The sequence below is a fragment of the Pseudomonas sp. BIOMIG1BAC genome (assembly GCF_001705995.2).
GTDB lineage: Bacteria > Pseudomonadota > Gammaproteobacteria > Pseudomonadales > Pseudomonadaceae > Aquipseudomonas > Aquipseudomonas sessilinigenes.
This window is the reverse complement of sequence record NZ_CP049045.1, coordinates 737,103-756,912: the sequence shown is the minus strand read 5'-3', so window position 1 is coordinate 756,912 and position 19,810 is coordinate 737,103. Positions and strand designations below refer to the sequence as shown.

Genomic DNA, 19,810 nt, shown 5'->3' with positions numbered 1-19,810 from the left:
GCTCCATTGAGTCGTAAAACCTATCAAACAGGTCGAACAATATATTGGAAAGAATCATTAGCCAGCTATATGCTTTTTTCATTGCCTGACCGGCTGCGTTCCCCCGAGGTCCCCGTGAAATCCGCTGTCGCCCCGCTTGCCCACGAAATTCCGTCCACGCCCCTGGATGAGGTGGTCGCCCAACTCAACGACGCCTATATCGAGAAAGGCACGCCGATGTTCATGCGCACGGTGCTGGCCCTGTTCTCCGGCGGTTTCGCCACCTTCGCCCTGCTGTACTGCGTGCAACCGATGATGCCGCTGCTGTCCCGGGAGTTCTCCATCAACGCGGCCCAGAGCAGCCTGGTGCTGTCGGTCTCCACCGCCTTGCTGGCTGTCGGCCTGCTGGTCACCGGGCCGATTTCCGATCGCATCGGGCGCAAGCCGGTGATGGTGGCGGCCCTCTTGGCCGCGGCCCTGTGCACCATTGCCAGCGCCCTGATGCCCAGCTGGCATGGCGTGCTGGTGATGCGTGCCCTGGTAGGCCTGTCCCTGAGCGGGCTCGCGGCGGTGGCCATGACCTACCTGAGCGAGGAGATCCACCCCCAGCACATCGGCCTGGCCATGGGCCTGTACATCGGCGGCAACGCCATCGGCGGCATGAGCGGGCGGTTGATCACCGGGGTGCTGATCGATTTCGTCAGCTGGCACACGGCGATGCTGGTGATCGGTGCCCTGGCGCTGATCGCCGCCGCGGTGTTCTGGCGCATCCTGCCTGAGTCACGCAACTTCCGCCCACGCTCGCTGCACCCACGCAGCCTGCTGGACGGCTTCACCATGCACTTTCGCGATGCCGGCCTGCCGCTGCTGTTCCTCGAGGCCTTCGTGCTGATGGGGGCCTTCGTCACCCTGTTCAACTACATCGGCTATCGCCTGCTGGCCGCGCCGTACCACATGGACCAGGCGTTCGTCGGCCTGCTGTCGGTGGTGTACCTGTCGGGGATCTACAGCTCGGCCAAAGTCGGTGCCCTGGCCGATCGCCTGGGGCGGCGCAAGATGCTCTGGGCCACCATCGTGCTGATGCTCGCCGGCCTGGCCCTGACCCTGCTGGAGTCGCTGCCGGTGGTGATCATCGGCATGCTGGTGTTCACCTTCGGTTTCTTCGGCGCGCATTCGGTGGCCAGCAGCTGGATCGGCCGCCGCGCCACCAAGGCCAAGGGCCAGGCCTCATCGCTGTACCTGTTCAGCTACTACGCCGGCTCGAGCATCGCCGGCACCGCGGGCGGGGTGTTCTGGCACATGGCGGGCTGGAACGGCATCGGCCTGTTCATCGGCGCCCTGCTGCTGGTGGCCCTACTGGCGGCCTTGAAGCTGGCCAAGCTGCAACCCCTGGCAGCATCCTGAGCCCAAGACGAGCATGCCGGCGCCCGGTTCCTGCAGAGCATCTGCAAGGTCGGGCGCCGGCATCGGTATCGCGTGGAACGAGCGAGCGGCTTACTTGAGGATTTCCACCAGGTCGACGTCGATCTCGCGCTTCATCAAGCCCTTCTCCACCTCACCGGTGAGCTTGACCAGGGTCTTCTCGTTGAAGGCCACCGCTGGCAGGTTCTCGTCGTCGATCTCGACGGTGATGGTGCCGCTGGAATCCTTGAATTCGTACTTGTCGTCGTTATCCAGCTTCTTGGTGACATAACCCTGGAGCACTACCGGGGTGTCGTCCGAAGCATCCTTGGCGGCGGCAACGGTAGTGACTGCCTGGGCCCCGGGGCCGGTATAGCCGGTGGCCAGGGCAGCGGTGCTGAACAGCGGGGCGAGCAAGAGGACGAGGTAACGGGTTTTCATGGCAGTGATCCATTCTGGGTTTCGATGCAGACAAGGTTAACCACCCAGGCTGAATTGAAACTTAATCGGCGCCCTGGCCTTTTCACCCGCAAGAAAAAGCCCGGCCAAGGCCGGGCTCGATCGCAGCAGGTGCGGTTACTCGTGGTACTGCGCCGACAGCTCGTGCACTGCCCGCAGGAAGGCGCCGGCGTGTTCCGGGTTCACTTCCGGCGTGATGCCATGGCCCAGGTTGAACACGTGGCCGCTGCCCTTGCCGTAGCTGGCGAGGATGCGCGCGACTTCAGCGCGGATCGCCTCCGGGTTGGCGTAGAGCACGGTAGGGTCCATGTTGCCTTGCAGCGACACCTTGGCACCGACCCGGCGTCGGGCTTCGCCGATATCACAGGTCCAGTCCAGGCCCAGGCTGTCCGCGCCGGCATCGGCAATGCTTTCCAGCCACAGGCCGCCGCCCTTGGTGAACAGGATCACCGGCACCTTGCGTCCCTCATGCTCGCGGATCAGGCCGCTGACGATCTTGCGCATGTAGGCCAGGGAGAACTCCTGGTAGGCCGCTGCCGAGAGGCTGCCACCCCAGCTGTCGAAGATCTGCACCGCCTGGGCGCCGGCCTTGATCTGGCCGTTGAGGTAGGCGGTGACCGACTGCGCCAGCTTGTCCAGCAGCAGGTGCATGGCTTGTGGGTTGTCGTAGAGCATGGCCTTGGACTTGCGGAAGTCCTTGGACGAACCGCCCTCGACCATGTAGGTCGCCAGGGTCCAGGGGCTGCCGGAGAAACCGATCAGCGGTACGCGGCCGTTGAGTTCGCGGCGGATGGTGCTGACCGCGTCCATCACGTAACCCAGGTCCTTGTGCGGATCGGGGATCGGCAAGGCCTCGATGTCGGCCAGGGTGCTGACCACTTTCTTGAAGCGCGGACCTTCGCCGGTCTCGAAGTACAGGCCTTGGCCCATGGCATCGGGGATGGTCAGGATGTCGGAGAAGAGGATCGCCGCATCCAGCTGTGGATAACGGTCCAGGGGCTGCAGGGTGACTTCGCAGGCGAACGCAGGATTCATGCACAGGCTCATGAAGTCGCCGGCGTTGGCGCGGCTGGCGCGGTATTCAGGCAGGTAGCGCCCGGCCTGACGCATCATCCACACCGGGGTGACGTCTACGGGTTGCTTGAGCAGGGCACGGAGGAAACGGTCGTTCTTCAGGGCAGTCATGTCGGCATCCGGAAAAAAAGTGGGGGCATTTTCTCAGAGCGCGACATAAAAGGCACGGCGCGAGCCGTGCCTTTTATCTATAGGGGCAATTTGTCACATACAAGCAGCACCAAGTTTCAAGCTGCAAGCCGCAAGCGCCGTGGCCTTGAGCTTGCAGCTGATAGCTTGATGCTTGCCGCTGGCGCCGTCAGACGCCCAGGTAGTCGAGGATGCCTTCGGCGGCGTTACGCCCTTCGAAGATCGCCGTCACCACCAGGTCGGAACCACGCACCATGTCGCCACCGGCGAAGATCTTCGGGTTGCTGGTCTGGTGCTTGTACTGGCCCTGCTCCGGCGCGACCACGCGGCCCTGGCTGTCGGTCTGGATCTGGAACTGGTCGAACCAGGGCGCCGGGCTCGGGCGGAAACCGAAGGCGATGACCACGGCATCGGCCGGAATGATCTCCTCGGAACCCGGGATCGGCTCGGGGCTACGACGACCACGGGCGTCCGGTTCGCCGAGACGGGTCTCGACCACCTTCACGCCTTCGACCTTGTCTTCACCGACGATGGCGATGGGTTGGCGGTTGTAGAGGAACTTCACGCCCTCTTCCTTGGCGTTCTTCACCTCTTTGCGCGAGCCGGGCATGTTGGCCTCGTCACGGCGATAGGCGCAGGTCACCGACTTGGCACCCTGGCGGATGGAGGTGCGGTTGCAGTCCATCGCGGTGTCGCCACCGCCGAGTACCACGACCTTCTTGCCCTTCATGTCGACGAAGTCTTCCGGCGACTTCTCGAAGCCCAGGTTGCGGTTGACGTTGGCCACCAGGAAATCCAGCGCGTCGTACACCCCCGGCAGGTCCTCGCCGGCAAAACCACCCTTCATGTAGGTATAGGTGCCCATGCCCATGAACACTGCATCGAACTCGGCGAGCAGTTGCTCCATGGTCACGTCCTTGCCCACCTCGGTGTTGAGGCGGAACTCGATGCCCATGCCACTGAAGACCTCGCGCCGATTGCTCAGCACGGTCTTCTCCAGCTTGAACTCGGGGATACCGAAGGTCAGCAAGCCACCGATCTCCGGGTTCCTGTCGAACACCACCGGGGTTACGCCGCCACGCACCAGCACGTCGGCACAGCCCAGGCCCGCCGGGCCGGCACCGATGATCGCCACGCGCTTGCCAGTGGGCTTGACCTTGGACATGTCCGGGCGCCAGCCCATGGCGAAGGCGGTGTCGGTGATGTACTTCTCCACCGAGCCGATCGTTACCGCGCCGAAGCCGTCATTGAGGGTGCAGGCACCTTCGCACAGGCGGTCCTGCGGGCATACGCGGCCGCAGACTTCCGGCAGGGTGTTGGTCTGGTGCGACAGCTCGGCGGCGGCCAGGATGTTGCCCTCGGCCACCAGCTTGAGCCAGTTGGGAATGAAGTTGTGCACCGGGCACTTCCATTCGCAATACGGATTGCCGCAACCCAGGCAGCGATGGGCCTGCTCGACCGATTGCTGGGGTTTGAAGGGCTCGTAGATTTCCACGAACTCTTTCTTGCGCTGACGCAACAGTTTCTTCTTCGGATCCTTGCGCCCGACATCGATGAACTGGAAGTCGTTATTCAGACGTTCAGCCATTTTTCAAAACCTCTTAACAGCAGCTGCAAGCTATAAGCTGCAAGCCGCAAGACGATCACTTGAGCCGGGCAAACCTCGAACTGCTTCGCTTGCAGCCTGAGGCTTGCCACTTGCTGCTGCTTTTATTGCGGGTTGGCCCGGGTGCTGGAGAGCAGGTTCTTCAGGTTCGCCGCCTTCGGCTTGACCAGCCAGAAGCGCCGTACGTAGTCGTCCAGGTTTTCCCAGAGCTCGCGGCCCCATTCGCTACCGGTTTCTTCGACGTACTCGCCCAGCACGCGTTGCAGATGGCTGCGGTACGCCTCCATCGCCTCGCCGGTGATGCGCTGGATCTCCACCAGTTCATGGTTCAGCTTGTCGACGAAGCTGTTGTCCTGGTCGAGCACGTAGGCGAAACCACCGGTCATGCCTGAGCCGAAGTTGTAGCCGGTCTTGCCCAGCACGCAGACAAAGCCACCGGTCATGTATTCGCAGCAGTGATCGCCGGTGCCTTCCACCACGGTGTGGGCACCGGAGTTGCGCACGGCGAAACGCTCGCCCGCGGTGCCGGCGGCGAACAGCTTGCCGCCCGTGGCGCCGTAGAGGCAGGTATTGCCGACGATCGCACTGTCCTGGGTCTTGTAGGCGCTGCCCTTGGGCGGAACGATCACCAGCTTGCCGCCGGTCATGCCCTTGCCCACGTAGTCGTTGGCGTCGCCTTCCAGGTAGAGGTTCAGGCCACCGGCGTTCCACACGCCGAAGCTCTGGCCCGCAGTGCCCTTGAAGCGGAAAGTGATCGGCGCCTGGGCCATGCCCTGGTTGCCGTGGACCTTGGCGATCTCGCCGGAAATCCGCGCGCCGATGGAGCGGTCGCAGTTGCAGATATCCAGTTCGAACTCGGCACCGCTCTTGTCGTTGATGGCCGCACGCGCCATCTCGACCATCTTCTCGGCCAACAGGCCCTGGTCGAACGGCGGGTTGCGGTCCACCTGGCAGAACTGTGGCTTGTCCGCCGGAATGTGGTCGCTGCCCAGCAATGGGGTCAGGTCCAGGTGCTGCTGCTTGGCGGTCTGGCCTTCGAGTACCTGGAGCAGGTCGGTACGACCGATCAGCTCCTGCAACGAACGCACGCCCAGCTTGGCCAGCCACTCACGGGTTTCCTCGGCCACGTAGGTGAAGAAGTTCACCACCATGTCGACGGTACCGATGTAGTGGTCCTTGCGCAGCTTGTCGTTCTGGGTGGCGACGCCGGTGGCGCAGTTGTTCAGGTGGCAGATGCGCAGGTACTTGCAGCCCAGGGCGATCATCGGCGCGGTACCGAAGCCGAAGCTCTCGGCGCCGAGGATGGCCGCCTTGATCACGTCCAGGCCGGTCTTCAGGCCGCCGTCGGTCTGTACCCGGACCTTGCCGCGCAGGTCATTGCCGCGCAGGGTCTGGTGGGTCTCGGCCAGGCCCAGTTCCCATGGAGCGCCGGCGTACTTGATCGAGGTCAGCGGCGAAGCACCGGTACCGCCGTCGTAGCCGGAGATGGTGATCAGGTCGGCATAGGCCTTGGCCACGCCAGCGGCGATGGTGCCGACCCCGGCCTCAGCCACCAGTTTCACCGAAACCAGTGCCTGGGGATTGACCTGCTTGAGGTCGAAGATCAGCTGCGACAGGTCTTCGATGGAGTAGATGTCGTGGTGCGGTGGCGGCGAGATCAGGGTCACGCCCGGAACCGCATAGCGCAGCTTGGCGATCAGGCCATTGACCTTGCCGCCGGGCAACTGGCCGCCTTCGCCGGGCTTGGCGCCCTGGGCCACCTTGATCTGCAGCACTTCGGCGTTGACCAGGTACTCCGGGGTCACGCCAAAGCGGCCGGTAGCCACCTGCTTGATCTTCGAACTCTTGATGGTGCCGTAGCGGGCCGGGTCTTCACCGCCCTCGCCGGAGTTGGAGCGCGCGCCCAGGCGGTTCATCGCCTCGGCCAGGGCCTCGTGGGCCTCCGGCGACAGCGCACCGAGGGAGATGCCCGCGGAGTCGAAACGCTTGAGGATCGCTTCCAGGGGCTCGACTTCGCCCAGGTCCAGCGGCTGCTCCAGGGTCTTGACCTGGAACAGGTCGCGGATCATCGACACCGGGCGGTTGTCCACCAGCGCGGTGTATTCCTTGAACTTGGCGTAGTCGCCCTGCTGTACGGCTGCTTGCAGGGTGTTGACCACATCCGGGTTGTAGGCGTGGTACTCGCCGCCATGGACGAACTTCAGCAGGCCGCCTTGCTGGATCGGCTTGCGCGGGCTCCAGGCTTCGGCTGCCAGGGCCTTCTGCTCGGCCTCGATATCGACGAAACGCGCCCCCTTGATCCGGCTCGGCACGCCACGAAAGCTCAGGTTGCAGACTTCCTCGGACAGGCCAATGGCCTCGAACAACTGCGCACCACGGTAGGACGTAATGGTGGAGATGCCCATCTTCGACAGGATCTTGAGCAGGCCCTTGGTGATGCCCTTGCGGTAGTTCTTGAACACCTCATAGAGGTCGCCCAGCACTTCACCGGTGCGAATCAGGTCACCCAGCACTTCGTAGGCCAGGAACGGATAAACGGCGGAAGCACCAAAGCCGACCAGTACGGCGAAGTGATGCGGATCGCGGGCGGTGGCGGTTTCCACCAGGATGTTGGAGTCGCAGCGCAAGCCCTTTTCGGTCAGGCGATGGTGTACCGCACCGGTGGCCAGGGAGGCGTGGATCGGCAACTTGCCCGGGGCGATATGACGGTCACTGAGCACTACCTGAGTCCGACCGGAGCGCACGGCTTCCTCAGCCTGGTCGGCGACGTTGCGGATGGCCGCTTCGAGGCCGACGCTCTCGTCGTAGTTGAGATCGATGATCGCCCGCTCGAAGCCTGGACGATCGAGGTTCATCAGCGAGCGCCACTTGGCCGGGGAAATGATCGGCGAGCTGAGGATCACCCGCGAGGCATGCTCCGGCGACTCCTGGAAGATATTGCGCTCGGCACCGAGGCAGATCTCCAGGGACATGACGATGGCTTCGCGCAGCGGGTCGATCGGCGGGTTGGTGACCTGGGCGAACTGCTGGCGGAAGTAGTCGTAGGGGGTGCGCACGCGCTGGGACAGCACGGCCATTGGCGTGTCGTCGCCCATGGAGCCCACTGCCTCGTAGCCCTGCTCGCCCAATGGGCGCAGCACCTGGTCACGCTCTTCGAAGGTGACCTGGTACATCTTCATGTACTGCTTGAGCTGATCGACGTCGTAGAAGGCCGAACCGTGGTCGTTGTCTTCCATGGTGGCCTGGATGCGCAGGGCATTCTTGCGCAGCCATTGCTTGTAGGGATGACGGGACTTGAGGCGGTTGTCGATGGCGTCGGTGTCGAGGATCTGCCCGGTCTCGGTGTCCACGGCGAAGATCTGGCCCGGGCCGACCCGGCCCTTGGCGATCACGTCCTCGGGCTGGTAGTTCCAGACGCCGATTTCCGAGGCCAGGGTGATGAAGCCGTTCTTGGTGGTGACCCAGCGCGCCGGGCGCAGGCCGTTGCGGTCCAGCAGGCAGACCGCGTAGCGACCGTCGGTCATGACCACGCCGGCCGGACCGTCCCAGGGCTCCATGTGCATGGAGTTGTACTCGTAGAACGCACGCAGGTCGGCGTCCATGGTCTCGACGTTCTGCCAGGCCGGCGGAATGATCATGCGCACGCCGCGGAACTGGTCGATGCCGCCGGTGACCATCAGCTCCAGCATGTTGTCCATGCTCGAGGAGTCGGAACCCACGCGGTTGACCAACGGGCCCAGCTCTTCCAGGTCGGGAATCAGGTCGTTGGCGAACTTGGTACGACGAGCCACCGCCCAGTTGCGGTTACCGGTGATGGTGTTGATCTCGCCGTTGTGGGCAAGGAAGCGGAAGGGTTGGGCCAGCGGCCACTTCGGCAGGGTGTTGGTGGAGAAGCGCTGGTGGAACACGCAGATCGCGGTCTGCAGGCGCTCGTCACCCAGGTCCGGATAGAAGGCGGAGAGGTCCGCCGGCATCATCAGGCCCTTATAGATGATGGTCTTGTGGGAAAAGCTGCAGATGTAGTGGTCGGTATCGGCGGCGTTGGCCACCGAGGAACGACGGCGGGAGCTGAACAGCTTGATGGCGAAGTCCTGGTCGTTCAGGCCTTCACCGCCAATGAATACCTGCTCGATCTGTGGCAGGCGCTCCAGGGCCAGGCGCCCGAGCACGCTGGTGTCGATCGGCACCTTGCGCCAGCCCACCAGTTGCAGGCCGGCGGCCAGGATCTCGCGGTTCATGTTTTCCCGCGCGGCTTCGGCCTTGGCCGGATCCTGGTTGAAGAACACCATGCCCACGGCGTACTGCTTGGGCAGGTCGGTCCCGAAGTGCTCCTTGGCGACGGCGCGCAGGAACAGATCGGGTTTTTGTATCAGCAGACCGCAACCGTCGCCGGTCTTGCCATCCGCATTGATCCCACCGCGGTGGGTCATACAGGTCAGGGCCTCGATGGCCGTTTTCAACAGGGTATGACTGGGTTCGCCCTGCATATGGGCGATCAGGCCGAAACCACAGTTATCCTTAAATTCATCGGGTTGGTACAGACCTGCTTTCATAGACACTTTCTCACCAGGCTGCCTCTTATCGAGGCAAATTTCTTTTCAATTCAACCTGTTACCTTCCACGTCGAACGTACGCCGACTTTGCAGGGGCAAAAGGGAGGTCATTGTACACACCGACACATAGCCCCACAAATTTGGCGACGATTTGTCGCAAATTCGTGTCGCATTTATGAACGTTTTAAAGCGATACGCTGTGCTAGTCAAAAAGTTTTGTCTTTGACTGCAGCGACTCAAAAACTACTGTGACGCAGACACCACAAGGCACGCGGCCTGTAGGGCAGCATGCCGATGCGGAAATTTGAGGTTGCCTGGAGAGGCGGCCTGGGTAAGGCCGCCGAATCTTCAGCGGGCTGTTGCGAGTTCTTGTTGAACGCTGGCGACAGTGCGAGGCCAAGGTTTACCAGCCTGAACCTTCGCTGGCAAGGATTTGATAGCGCTGACCGCTGCATCGCGGCTTGCGAAGTTGCCGTAGGTGATCACATACAGCGGCTTGCCGTTGAGGACTTTCTTGAAGTAGCGGTATTCGCCGCCCTGTTCCTTGACGAAACTCTGCGCGGTGGCTTCCGAGCTGGTCCCCAGGATCTGCACCACATAGTTACCGGGTGCCTGGCCGGCGTACCAACTGCCACCGGTGGCGGCCTTGGCTACGGTCAGCGGCTTCTCAGCGGGCTTGGGCGCCGGAGCAGGCTTGGCGGCCACAGGCTTCTCCACAGGCTTGGGCGCTGGGGCTGGCTTGGCGGCGGCCACCTGGGTCGGTGCTGGAGCTGGAGCAGGGGCCGGAGTAGGACGTGGCGCCGGAGTGGCGGCCGGGCCAGCCGGTACGCCAGCCGGTGGTGCAGTCGTCGTTACCGTTGGTGGAACGGCGCTCGAACCCGGCACAGGCACCCCATCGTCGCCTTCGGTGATACCACCTGCGGCTTCGGCCAGAGGCCCACGCATCACCGGTTGCGACTGGCCGACCAGCGGCAGTGGCATCGGTTGCGACGAACCGGCGAACTCTACAGCCGGGCCGCCATTGGCATTGGGCGCCTGACCCAGCGGCAGCTGCGCCTGCTCGTTGGCCGGCGTGCCGGTTGCAGGCGCCTTGCCGCGCCCAGGCATCAGCCAGGCTGCCGCCACGGCCACAACCACTACCGCGGAAATGGCCAATACGTGTTTCTTAGGCATGTTGAACCCCATACTTGGACGCTTTACCGCAGAGCGGCTGGCGATCATGGCTTCGATCATTGCATCCCTGGCGACCTGGTTGATGTTGCCCGGCCAGCCATCGGAGCTTTCGTGAATATCACTGATCTGATCTGCGGAAAAAAGTTCGATGCCTTGCCCCGCGCCCTCAAGACGCTGGGCCAGGTATTCCCGGGTCTCTTCTTCGGTATAGGGCTGCAGTTCGATGACGTGGAATCGCTCCTCATCGGTACTGAACTGGTCCAGCACCGCAATCAGCGACGACTCGCCGAACAGGAAGACATGGGGACGCCCTTCCGGTGCGCCCGCTGCCAGGGCCAGCAGGGCCTCTAGGGCAGACTCGTCAAGTTGCTCGGCATCATCGACCAGCAGGTAGACTTCCTGCCCCGTCAGGGCGAGCTGCACCACCTGGGCCAGGATCGCTCCGATCTCGGCCTGGGCCACATTCAGTGCCTGCGCCACCTGGCGCAATACACCAGCGGCATCGCCAGCGCCACGGGCGGAAACCACCACGCTCTGTACCGATTGCTTGTTGGTGCTGGCGACCAAGGCCTGGCGCAGCAAGGTCTTGCCGCTACCCTGGGGCCCCGTGACCACCAGTAGCAACTGGCTGTAGCGAGCCAGGTGATGCAATTGCCCCAGTACGGGCTTGCGCTGGGCAGGAAAGAATTTGAAGCCGGGAACCCGGGGAGCGAAAGGGTCGTGGCTCAACTGGTAATGGCCGAGGAACGCCTCGTCCGCGTGCAAACTAGTCATTGGATCTTATCAACCTTTAAGCTGAGCCAGGACGCGGTAGTCCGCCCCCAGCGTGGCCTGTAAAACCTCTTTCGGATAGTCGTCGGTGACTACGGCTTCGCCCATTCGGCGCAGCAATACCAGACGCAAACGACCGTCGATCACTTTTTTATCAATTGCCATGTGCTCGAGAAAATCCGCCTCGGTCATCTCCTCGGGCGGAATCACCGGCAAGCCTGCCCGCTGGAACAGGGCAATGCCACGGTCACGCTCCTGGCTGGTGATCCAGCCCAGGCGCGCGGACATTTCCAGGGCCATTACGGTGCCCGCAGCCACCGCCTCGCCATGCAGCCACACGCCATAGCCCATATGGGTCTCGATGGCATGGCCGAAGGTGTGGCCGAGATTGAGGGTGGCCCGCACCCCCGATTCACGCTCATCAGCCCCGACCACGGCGGCCTTGGCTGCGCAGGAGCGCTCGATGGCGTAGGTCAGGGCTTGCTGGTCCAGGGCTCGCAGGCGATCGACATTCTCTTCCAGCCAACCCAGGAATGGCTCGTCGCAGATCAGGCCGTACTTGATGACCTCCGCCAACCCCGCCGACAACTCGCGGCCCGGCAGGGTCTTGAGGCTGGCGGTGTCGATCAGCACCACGTTCGGCTGGTAGAAGGCCCCCACCATGTTCTTGCCCAACGGGTGGTTGATTCCGGTCTTGCCTCCCACCGAGGAGTCCACCTGGGACAACAAGGTGGTGGGAATCTGGATGAAGTCGACGCCACGCTGGTAGCAGGCAGCGGCGAAGCCGGCCATGTCACCGATTACCCCGCCCCCCAGGGCGATGATCGTGGTACGGCGGTCATGGCGGGCAGTCAGCAGACCGTCGAATATCAGCTGCAGGGTTTCCCAGTTCTTGTAGGCCTCGCCATCGGGCAAGACCACCGAGATCACCGCGAACTGCGCCAGGGTGCGAGTCAAACGCTCAAGGTAGAGGGGCGCGACGGTCTCATTGGAAATGATCGCCACTTGTCGACCGGCGATATGCGGCACCAGGAGTTCTGGCCGGTCCAACAGTCCTTCACCAATATGAATCGGGTAGCTGCGCTCGCCTAGGTCGACCTTAAGTGTCTGCATGTGTCCCCACGAAGATGGAAGCAGGCATCCTGCCTTTTATTGACGATGGGCCTCGTCTGTTCATCTGACGCAGCCCGATAGCTCTGCGCCACACTTTGAGGGCCTGGCGCGACGCCGAGAATAGCGTATTTCACCCGGTGTATTAACGGGGTGGCAGCTGCTGCAGACGCTCCAGGATGTCCAGCACCACCAATCGCGGTGGCCGCTCATCGGTTTCCACCACCAGGTCGGCGATTTCCCGATAAAGCGGATCACGGATTTCCAGCAGGTCGCGCAGTGTCTTGGCCGGATCAGCCGTTCGCAGCAGGGGACGATTGCGGTCCCTGGAAGTGCGCCCCACCTGTTGCTCCACCGAGGCATGCAGATAGACCACGCGCCCACCAGCGAACAGCGCCCGACGGTTGGCTTCGCGCATCACGGCGCCACCACCGGTGGCCAGGACGACCCCATCATTGCCGCACAGCTCAGCGATCATCGCCTGCTCACGGTCACGAAAACCCGGCTCACCTTCCTTATCGAAGATCCACGGGATGTTCGCACCTGTGCGCAGTTCAATTTCCTTATCGGAATCTTTGAATGGCAGGCGCAGCTCTTTGGCCAGCAAGCGGCCGATGGTGCTTTTTCCAGCCCCCATGGGCCCAACAAGTATCAAATTTCGCACAGAATCAACGACTCGCAGCAATCGCCTGGTTGTTCATGATACGCGGAGTGAGAAATACCAGCAGCTCGGATTTTTTCTCCGACACCACGTCACGCCGGAAAAAGCGGCCAAGATACGGTACATCGCCCAAAAATGGCACCTTATCTACAACCTTGCTTTGCGCATTGGAGAAAACACCGCCAATGACGATCGTCTGCCCGTCGCTGACCAGCACCTTGGCATTGACCTCGTTTTTCCTGATGGGTGGTACTTCCTGGACCTTGTTCAGGTAGTCCGGCTCATCCTTGGTGACCTTGACCTCCATGACCACCTGATCGTCCGGGGTAATCTGCGGGGTGACCTCCAGAGACAGCGAGGCCTCCTTGAACGATACCGAGGTGGCACCGCTGGAGCTGGCCTCCTGATAGGGAATCTCGGTGCCCTTGAGAATCCTTGCTGTCTCTTTGTCGGAGGTCACCACTTTGGGCTGGGAAACTATCTCACCGTTGCCACTCTTCTCCATGGCCGTCAGTTCCAGATCCAGAAGGACGTTATCGGTGATATAGGCAATCCCCAGGCCCGAGTTACTGGTGACGACCCCCAGGTCGACAAAAGGCGCGAGGGTGCCACTACTGCCTGGCGCACCGATGGTCGTCGAGCCACTGGGACGACCCTGGACTCCGGACAGGTTCCAACGCCCGCTCTTCTGCACCGATCCTCCCCAGCGCACACCCAGGCCCTTGTCATAATCGACGTTGACCTCGACGATCCGCGCTTCGATCATCACTTGGCGCACCGGAATATCAAGCTGCCTGACAATCCGCCGCAGCTCATCGAGACGCTCCTGGTTCTGGTAGGCAATGATGTTGTTGGTCCGCTCATCGACACTGATGGAACCGCGCTCGCCGATGCGCTCCTCTGCCCCCGTTACAGACTGGAACAGCCTGGCAATATCCGCGGCCTTGGCGTAGTTCACCTGTAACAGCTCCCGGCGCAAAGGCGCCAGGTCCTCCAGTTGCTTCTGCGACTCCAGCTCCTGGAGCTCCCGGGCCGCGATCTCCTCCGCTGGCGCAACCAGCAGCACATTGCCAATCCGCCGCTGGTCCAGGCCCTTGGTCTTGAGCACCAGGTCCAGCGCCTGATCCCAGGGCACGCCCTTCAGACGCAAGGTGATGCTGCCCTGCACGGTATCGCTGGCCACCAGGTTCAGACCGGTGAAATCGGCAATCAGCTGCAGGACCGAGCGTACTTCGATGTCCTGGAAATTCAGCGAGAGCTTTTCGCCATGGTAGACCGCACCCCCTTCCCCAGACATGGCACCTGCCGGCAAAGCCCAGAACACCAACCACAGCCATAGACCCCAGACTGGAACAATCCTGTTCATTTCCCCGATCTCACTAAGAGTGTTTTTTCAACAGCAGCGTCCGTGATCGCTCCAGCCAGCCCCCCAGACCGTCGGCAACCACCTCCAGCACATCCACCTGCAGGTCGCCGATGGCAATGATCCGCCCCTGGTCGCGCCCCAGGTAATCGCCGACCTGCAATCGATAAACGACTCCCGCACCGCGCAGCAGGACGAAGTTCCCGGCAACACCGGACAAAGTCCCGACCATCTGCAACTGCTCGATGTCCAGCTGTTCAAGTGGATGCAAGACCCGACCTGGCTCAGACCGACGAGCCCCGATCAGCCGCTGGCTGGCGAGCGGGTCGTCGGATAGCGGCTGGAATGGGTCGCGCAATGCACCCGCGCCATAGGCAAACACCGAGAATGAACGAAGAGGTGGAACAGAATCGACCGCGGCAGGTGCTTGTCGACGCATTTCATCCAGATAAGCATCCAGATCGGCGAAGCCCGCAGCGCCCTCACACCCCCAAAGACACAGGCAAAATCCACCCAGTAACCAGTGCCCACCGTTCATGGGTGCGAGTCCTGTTTTGCAAGCCTGTAGATCCGAGCCTCGACATTCATGCGCAGGCGCACGGGTTCATGACCCTCCACGGGACTGATACGAAGATCATGCAGAGTGACCATACGCGGTAGCCCCGCCAGGCCAGCAGCGAATGTCGCCAGTTCGTGATAACCGCCCACCACGGATATCTGGATTGGCAGCTGGACATGGAACTGCCGGGGCACCCCCGGCCGCAGGCTGATCGCTTCGAACACCAGGCCTGCATCCTGTCCCAGGCGACTGATGTCCTCCAGCAGTCCCGGGATCTCGGCCCCCTGGAAAAACTGCTCCAGTGCCCGATCCAGGTTTTCCCGTACAAGCGCCACCTGCTCTCGCCAAGAATCCAGGCTGCCAGCCTGGCGAAACTTGCCAGCAATCCGCGCCTTGAGACGAACATGTTCCTGGCGCATTTGCTTCCACTGCTCCTGCCCCACCCCCAGATAGAAAACCTGGCCCACCGCCAGGACCAGGCACATCAACAAGATCAGCAGTACCCCCTTGAGCGCTTCGGGCCAAGCGCCGGGGTTACCCAGGTCCAACGTTCGCCAATCGAAGCCGCCTGCCCGGATCGCCCCAAGCCAGTGATTCATGGCCCAAGCTCCATCACTGGAACTTGCTGCACATTCAGTCGAAACAGATTGCTCGGCTGACGCCCCATCTGCGCGACATTCTTCACCTCAGTCAGCGCCGGTGCGGCAAATCCATCGCTGGCTTGCAGATTGCGCAACAGTTCGGAGATCCGATCATTGGCCCGCGCGACACCACTGATACCCAGGCTTTCGCCCTGCTGATCGATTTCGGTCAGGTAAGCACCTTCGGGCAAGCTGCGGGCCAACCGCTCGAAGACCCGCACGCCAGAGGCACGACTGCCCTGCAACTCCTCGACAACCCTGAAGCGCTCAAGCAACTGCTGGCGTTGCAGTTTGAGCGCCTCGACATCGGCAATCCGCTGGTCCAGCAGGGTCGAGGCCTGCTCCAGGTATTGATTACGCAGGTGCAATCGCTCGATCGCCCGGGCGATATAGGCATCCGCCAGCAAGACCACCCCACCACCCAGCATCACCGTCACGGCCAGAGCCCCGAGAAAACGCCGACGCCGCAGCTCCCTGGCAGCCTCGCGCCAGGGCAAGAGGTTGATCCGGGCCATCAGTACAGCCCTCTCAAGGCTAGGCCGCAGGCAAGCAACAAACCCGGTGCCTGGCCAGCGAGTTGCTGGCTGTCCAGCCGGTGGCTGACCGACATATTGCGAACAGGATCGGCAATCGCCGTGGCAACCCCCGAGCACTGCTCCACAGCCCGGGCCAGGCCATCCAGGGCACTGGCCGTACCAGCCAACAACAGCAAGTCCAGGGGCTGCTGCTGCGCTGAAGCGGAAAATTGCTGCAGGGCAAGGACCACCTGCTCCTGCACCTGCAACCCGAACGGTTGCAACACGTCCTCATTGCAGCCTTGGGGCAAGCAGCCCTTGCGCTGCGCCAGCAATGCCTCGTCCAGGGTCAGGCCATGGTGTCGACCAAGGGCCTCCATCAACTGGCGGCTGCCAAACAGCTGCTCTCGGCCATAAATGACCCGTTGCCCACGCATCACGCTGAACGTACTGATGTCCGCCCCCAGATCCAGCAAGGCCAGGGAGGCTTGCGGCAACGCCTTGGCGATCGTTAGCGCCAGGCCTCGCTCCAGGGCCAGAGGCTCGCTGTCCACCACCCGGGCACGCAGGCCTGCCAGAGCCAGCACCGCCTCCAGGGACTCGACCTGCTCGTTGCGACAAGCCACCAGCAGCACCTGAACCCGTCGGGAGTTTCCCGGCACCGGCCCTTGCACCTCGAAATCGAGCGCAACGTCCTCCAGGGCATAAGGAATGTACTGGCTCGCTTCCAGGGCAATCTGGTTCTCCAGCTCTTCGTCGGAGAGCCCCGCCGGCACTTCTATCAGCTTGCTGATCAGCGCCTCCCCCGGCACCGCCACTACGCTGTCCCGAAGGCGACTGCCACTGCGGCTCCAAGCCCTGAGCAAGGCCATGCCCAAGGACTCGGGATCAACGATTTGCCGGCCTTGCACCACGCCAGGTAATAGAGGCTCTCGGGCAAAGGCCTCGACCCGGTAGCCTGCCCCCTGGCGACTCAAGGCTAGAACCGTGATGGCAGTCGCATTGATATCGATCCCTAACAGGGAACTCGACTTTTTCCTGAAGAGTCCAAGCACGGCCAATTCCCTATGACTATCCGTAACTTACGGATTCCCTGAGCGACGTTGTGTCCATGCGTCGAGTCTTGACAGACGGGCAAATGACGATCCCGGAGGAAAATGCTTATAATGCCCGCGTTTTTTTCCGCGTTTACCCGCTGCGTGGGTCGGTCCTGATCATCATGAATACCCCGACGCCTAATTCATTCCTTTCTCTGGAAATCCAAAAGCCTTGATTCGTCTGCTGAAGTTTTTCGGGTGGTCCATCGTAGCGGCGTTCTGCGGGCTGCTCCTCGCCCTCTCCGGCGCGTTTCTCTATCTTAGTCCTGGCTTGCCGTCGGTAGAGGCCCTGCGAACCATCCAGTTGCAAATCCCCCTGCGGGTGTACAGCAGCGACGGAAAATTGATCGCAGAATTTGGCGAGATGCGACGTAATCCCATACGTTTCGCCGAAATTCCCCCAAACTTCATCAATGCGTTACTAAGTGCTGAAGACGATAACTTCGCCAACCACTACGGCGTCGACCCCAGCAGCCTGATGCGGGCGGCCACTCAACTGGTCAAGAGCGGGCACATCCAGTCCGGCGGCAGCACCATCACCATGCAGGTGGCCAAGAACTTCTTCCTCACCAGCGAACGCAGCTTCTCGCGCAAGGCGACGGAGATCCTCCTGGCCCTGCAGATCGAGCGTCAGTTGACCAAGGACGAGATCCTCGAGCTGTATGTCAACAAGATCTACCTGGGTAACCGTGCCTACGGGATCGAGGCAGCGGCACAGGTGTACTACGGCAAATCCATCCGCGATGTGAGCCTGGCGCAGATGGCGATGATCGCCGGGCTGCCCAAGGCCCCTTCGCGCTTCAACCCCCTGGCCAACCCGGCGCGTAGCAAGGAGCGTCGCGACTGGATCCTGGGGCGCATGTACAAGCTGGGCAAGATCACCGAGGCGGCCTACACCGAGGCGGTCAACGAACCCCTCAATGCCAGCTATCACGTACCGACTCCGGAAGTGAGCGCACCGTACATCGCCGAGATGGCCCGCGCCGAGATGGTCGGCCGCTATGGCAGCGACGCCTACACCGAAGGTTTCCGGGTGACCACCACGGTTCCCAGCGACCTGCAGGAAATGGCCAATACCGCGGTCCATGAAGGGCTGATGACCTACGACCAGCGCCACGGCTATCGCGGCCCGGAATCGCGCCTGCCCGGCAAGACCCAGGCAGCCTGGGCCAACGAGCTGACCAAACAGCGGACCATCAGCGGGCTGGAGCCGGCGATCGTCACCCAGGTCGAGAAGAATGGCATTGAGGTACTGACCCGCAACGGCCAGGAACATGTGGCCTGGGAAAGCATGAAATGGGCCCGCCCGTTCCTCAACACCAACAGCATGGGCCCCTCGCCCCGCCAACCTGCGGACGTGACCCAGGTCGGCGACCTGGTACGCGTACAGCGCCAGGCAGACAATTCTCTGAAGTTCAGCCAGATCCCGGTCGCCCAGGGCGCCCTGGTGACCCTGGACCCACAGAACGGCGCCATCCGCGCACTGGTCGGCGGCTTCGCCTTCGAGCAGAGCAACTACAACCGCGCGACGCAAGCCAAGCGCCAACCCGGCTCGAGCTTCAAGCCATTCGTCTACAGTGCCGCCCTGGACAATGGCTACACCCCGGCCAGCCTGGTGAACGACGCCCCGATCGTGTTCGTCGACGAATACCTGGACAAGGTCTGGCGGCCGAAGAACGACAACAACACGTTCCTGGGTCCGATTCGCATGCGTGAGGCGCTGTACAAATCACGTAACCTGGTATCGATCCGCCTGCTGCAAAGCATGGGGGTCGACCGCACCATCGATTACATCAGCAAGTTCGGCTTCAACAAGCAGGACCTGCCGCGCAACCTGTCCCTGGCCCTGGGCACAGCGACCCTGACGCCGATCGAGATCGCCACCGGCTGGAGCACCTTTGCCAACGGCGGCTACAAGATCACCCCCTACATCATCGACAAGATCGAAAGCCGTAACAGTGAGCTGTTGTTCAGCGCCAACCCGCCCAGCGCCCCCACTGGCGATACTGCCAGCAGTGGTATCGCTGCGCCGGAGAACGGCTTCACGATCAACACCGCGACCGGCGAAACGCCAGTCCAGCCAGCCGCCCAGGCGCCGGTGACTGCAGAACGAATTATCGACGGGCGCACGACCTACATCCTCAACAGCATGCTCGAGGACGTGATCAAGCTGGGTACCGGCCGCCGCGCGCTGGCCCTGGGCCGCTCGGACCTGGCCGGCAAGACAGGTACGACCAACGACTCCAAGGACGCCTGGTTCTCCGGCTACAACGCCGACTACGTCACCACGGTATGGACCGGCTTCGACCAACCGGAAAGCCTGGGGCGCCGCGAGTATGGCGGCACCGTGGCCCTGCCGATCTGGATGAACTTCATGGGCGCCGCCCTCAAGGGCAAGCCACCCCACACCCAACCCGAGCCGGAAGGCATCCTCAGCCTGCGTGTCGACCCGGTCAGCGGCCGCGCCGCTACCCCGGGGACGCCAAACGCCTACTTCGAGCTGTTCAAGAGCGAAGACACCCCACCCTCGGTCAATGAGCTGGGCAATGGCATGGCCCCTGGCAGCCCACTACCGGCAGACGAGGCCGCTCCGATCGACCTGTTCTAGAACAGCAGCGCAAGCTACGCGCTTCAAGCGACAAGGAACCCCTGCCGCTTGAAGCTTGAAACTTCTCCATAAAAAAACCCGGCTCGATGGCCGGGTTTTTTATGGGCTGCA

13 protein-coding genes and 1 pseudogene are annotated in these 19,810 nt (G+C 62.4%); 2 read left to right on the top strand and 12 right to left on the bottom strand.

The window, feature by feature from the left end; all coding sequences use genetic code 11:
- The first annotated feature begins 114 nt into the window (after window positions 1-114).
- The gene (locus tag ATY02_RS03415) at window positions 115-1,383 is read left to right on the top strand and encodes an MFS transporter (RefSeq protein ID WP_068578678.1); all 1,269 of its coding nucleotides are present in this window, start codon (window positions 115-117) and stop codon (window positions 1,381-1,383) included.
- A gap of 90 nt (window positions 1,384-1,473) precedes the next feature.
- Here ATY02_RS03415 and ATY02_RS03410 read toward each other — a convergent pair whose 3' ends face one another.
- The 12 genes and pseudogenes from ATY02_RS03410 to pilM form a co-directional block, all read right to left on the bottom strand.
- The gene (locus ATY02_RS03410; RefSeq protein ID WP_068578680.1) at window positions 1,474-1,821 is read right to left on the bottom strand and encodes a YgiW/YdeI family stress tolerance OB fold protein; all 348 of its coding nucleotides are present in this window, start codon (window positions 1,819-1,821) and stop codon (window positions 1,474-1,476) included.
- 135 nt (window positions 1,822-1,956) lie between these two features.
- A complete protein-coding gene (gene hemE / locus ATY02_RS03405) occupies window positions 1,957-3,024 on the bottom strand; it encodes a uroporphyrinogen decarboxylase (protein WP_068578682.1) in 1,068 nt (355 codons plus the stop codon).
- Window positions 3,025-3,211: 187 nt separating this feature from the next.
- On the bottom strand, window positions 3,212-4,630 hold the full coding sequence (locus tag ATY02_RS03400; RefSeq protein ID WP_068578685.1) for an FAD-dependent oxidoreductase: 1,419 nt from the start codon (window positions 4,628-4,630) through the stop codon (window positions 3,212-3,214).
- Between the two features lie 122 nt (window positions 4,631-4,752).
- Window positions 4,753-9,201, bottom strand: a complete 4,449-nt coding sequence (gene gltB, locus ATY02_RS03395; RefSeq protein ID WP_068578687.1) for a glutamate synthase large subunit — start codon at window positions 9,199-9,201, stop codon at window positions 4,753-4,755.
- Window positions 9,202-9,549: 348 nt separating this feature from the next.
- The gene (locus tag ATY02_RS03390; protein ID WP_124345566.1) at window positions 9,550-11,148 is read right to left on the bottom strand and encodes an AAA family ATPase; all 1,599 of its coding nucleotides are present in this window, start codon (window positions 11,146-11,148) and stop codon (window positions 9,550-9,552) included.
- A gap of 9 nt (window positions 11,149-11,157) precedes the next feature.
- On the bottom strand, window positions 11,158-12,258 hold the full coding sequence (gene aroB / locus ATY02_RS03385) for a 3-dehydroquinate synthase (RefSeq protein ID WP_068576281.1): 1,101 nt from the start codon (window positions 12,256-12,258) through the stop codon (window positions 11,158-11,160).
- A 142-nt stretch (window positions 12,259-12,400) separates the two neighbouring features.
- Complete coding sequence (aroK, locus tag ATY02_RS03380) at window positions 12,401-12,919, bottom strand: shikimate kinase AroK (protein WP_068576283.1); 519 nt, start codon at window positions 12,917-12,919, stop codon at window positions 12,401-12,403.
- 4 nt (window positions 12,920-12,923) lie between these two features.
- Window positions 12,924-14,189, bottom strand: a pseudogene (locus ATY02_RS03375) (type IV pilus secretin PilQ); the annotation flags it as partial.
- 106 nt (window positions 14,190-14,295) lie between these two features.
- Window positions 14,296-14,817 carry a pilus assembly protein PilP gene (locus ATY02_RS03370; RefSeq protein WP_068576285.1) on the bottom strand — a complete coding sequence of 174 codons (522 nt, stop codon included), beginning with the start codon at window positions 14,815-14,817 and terminating at the stop codon, window positions 14,296-14,298.
- Entirely contained in the window at window positions 14,814-15,437 is a 624-nt protein-coding gene (locus ATY02_RS03365; protein ID WP_068576287.1) for a type 4a pilus biogenesis protein PilO, read from the bottom strand. Before ATY02_RS03365 ends, ATY02_RS03370 begins: the two co-directional genes overlap by 4 nt.
- Window positions 15,434-15,994 (bottom strand): PilN domain-containing protein, encoded by a 561-nt coding sequence (locus ATY02_RS03360; RefSeq protein WP_068576290.1) that lies wholly within the window; start codon window positions 15,992-15,994, stop codon window positions 15,434-15,436. Before ATY02_RS03360 ends, ATY02_RS03365 begins: the two co-directional genes overlap by 4 nt.
- Window positions 15,994-17,049 (bottom strand): type IV pilus assembly protein PilM, encoded by a 1,056-nt coding sequence (gene pilM, locus ATY02_RS03355; protein WP_068576292.1) that lies wholly within the window; start codon window positions 17,047-17,049, stop codon window positions 15,994-15,996. The genes ATY02_RS03360 and pilM overlap by 1 nt, the downstream gene beginning before the upstream one ends.
- A 217-nt stretch (window positions 17,050-17,266) precedes the next feature.
- Here pilM and ATY02_RS03350 point away from each other — a divergent pair, with 217 nt between their 5' ends.
- Window positions 17,267-19,699 carry a penicillin-binding protein 1A gene (locus ATY02_RS03350; protein WP_416220670.1) on the top strand — a complete coding sequence of 811 codons (2,433 nt, stop codon included), beginning with the start codon at window positions 17,267-17,269 and terminating at the stop codon, window positions 19,697-19,699.
- Window positions 19,700-19,810: the final 111 nt, after the last annotated feature.

What these genes read in the sequence shown, in the direction of transcription:
- ATY02_RS03410 (WP_068578680.1), bottom strand. Translation starts at nt 1,821, where the DNA reads ATGAAAACCCGTTACCTCGTCCTCTTGCTCGCCCCGCTGTTCAGCACC.
- hemE (WP_068578682.1), bottom strand. Translation starts at nt 3,024, where the DNA reads ATGACTGCCCTGAAGAACGACCGTTTCCTCCGTGCCCTGCTCAAGCAA.
- ATY02_RS03400 (WP_068578685.1), bottom strand. Translation starts at nt 4,630, where the DNA reads ATGGCTGAACGTCTGAATAACGACTTCCAGTTCATCGATGTCGGGCGC.
- gltB (WP_068578687.1), bottom strand. Translation starts at nt 9,201, where the DNA reads ATGAAAGCAGGTCTGTACCAACCCGATGAATTTAAGGATAACTGTGGT.
- ATY02_RS03390 (WP_124345566.1), bottom strand. Translation starts at nt 11,148, where the DNA reads ATGACTAGTTTGCACGCGGACGAGGCGTTCCTCGGCCATTACCAGTTG.
- aroB (WP_068576281.1), bottom strand. Translation starts at nt 12,258, where the DNA reads ATGCAGACACTTAAGGTCGACCTAGGCGAGCGCAGCTACCCGATTCAT.
- ATY02_RS03370 (WP_068576285.1), bottom strand. Translation starts at nt 14,817, where the DNA reads ATGAACGGTGGGCACTGGTTACTGGGTGGATTTTGCCTGTGTCTTTGG.
- ATY02_RS03365 (WP_068576287.1), bottom strand. Translation starts at nt 15,437, where the DNA reads ATGAATCACTGGCTTGGGGCGATCCGGGCAGGCGGCTTCGATTGGCGA.
- ATY02_RS03360 (WP_068576290.1), bottom strand. Translation starts at nt 15,994, where the DNA reads ATGGCCCGGATCAACCTCTTGCCCTGGCGCGAGGCTGCCAGGGAGCTG.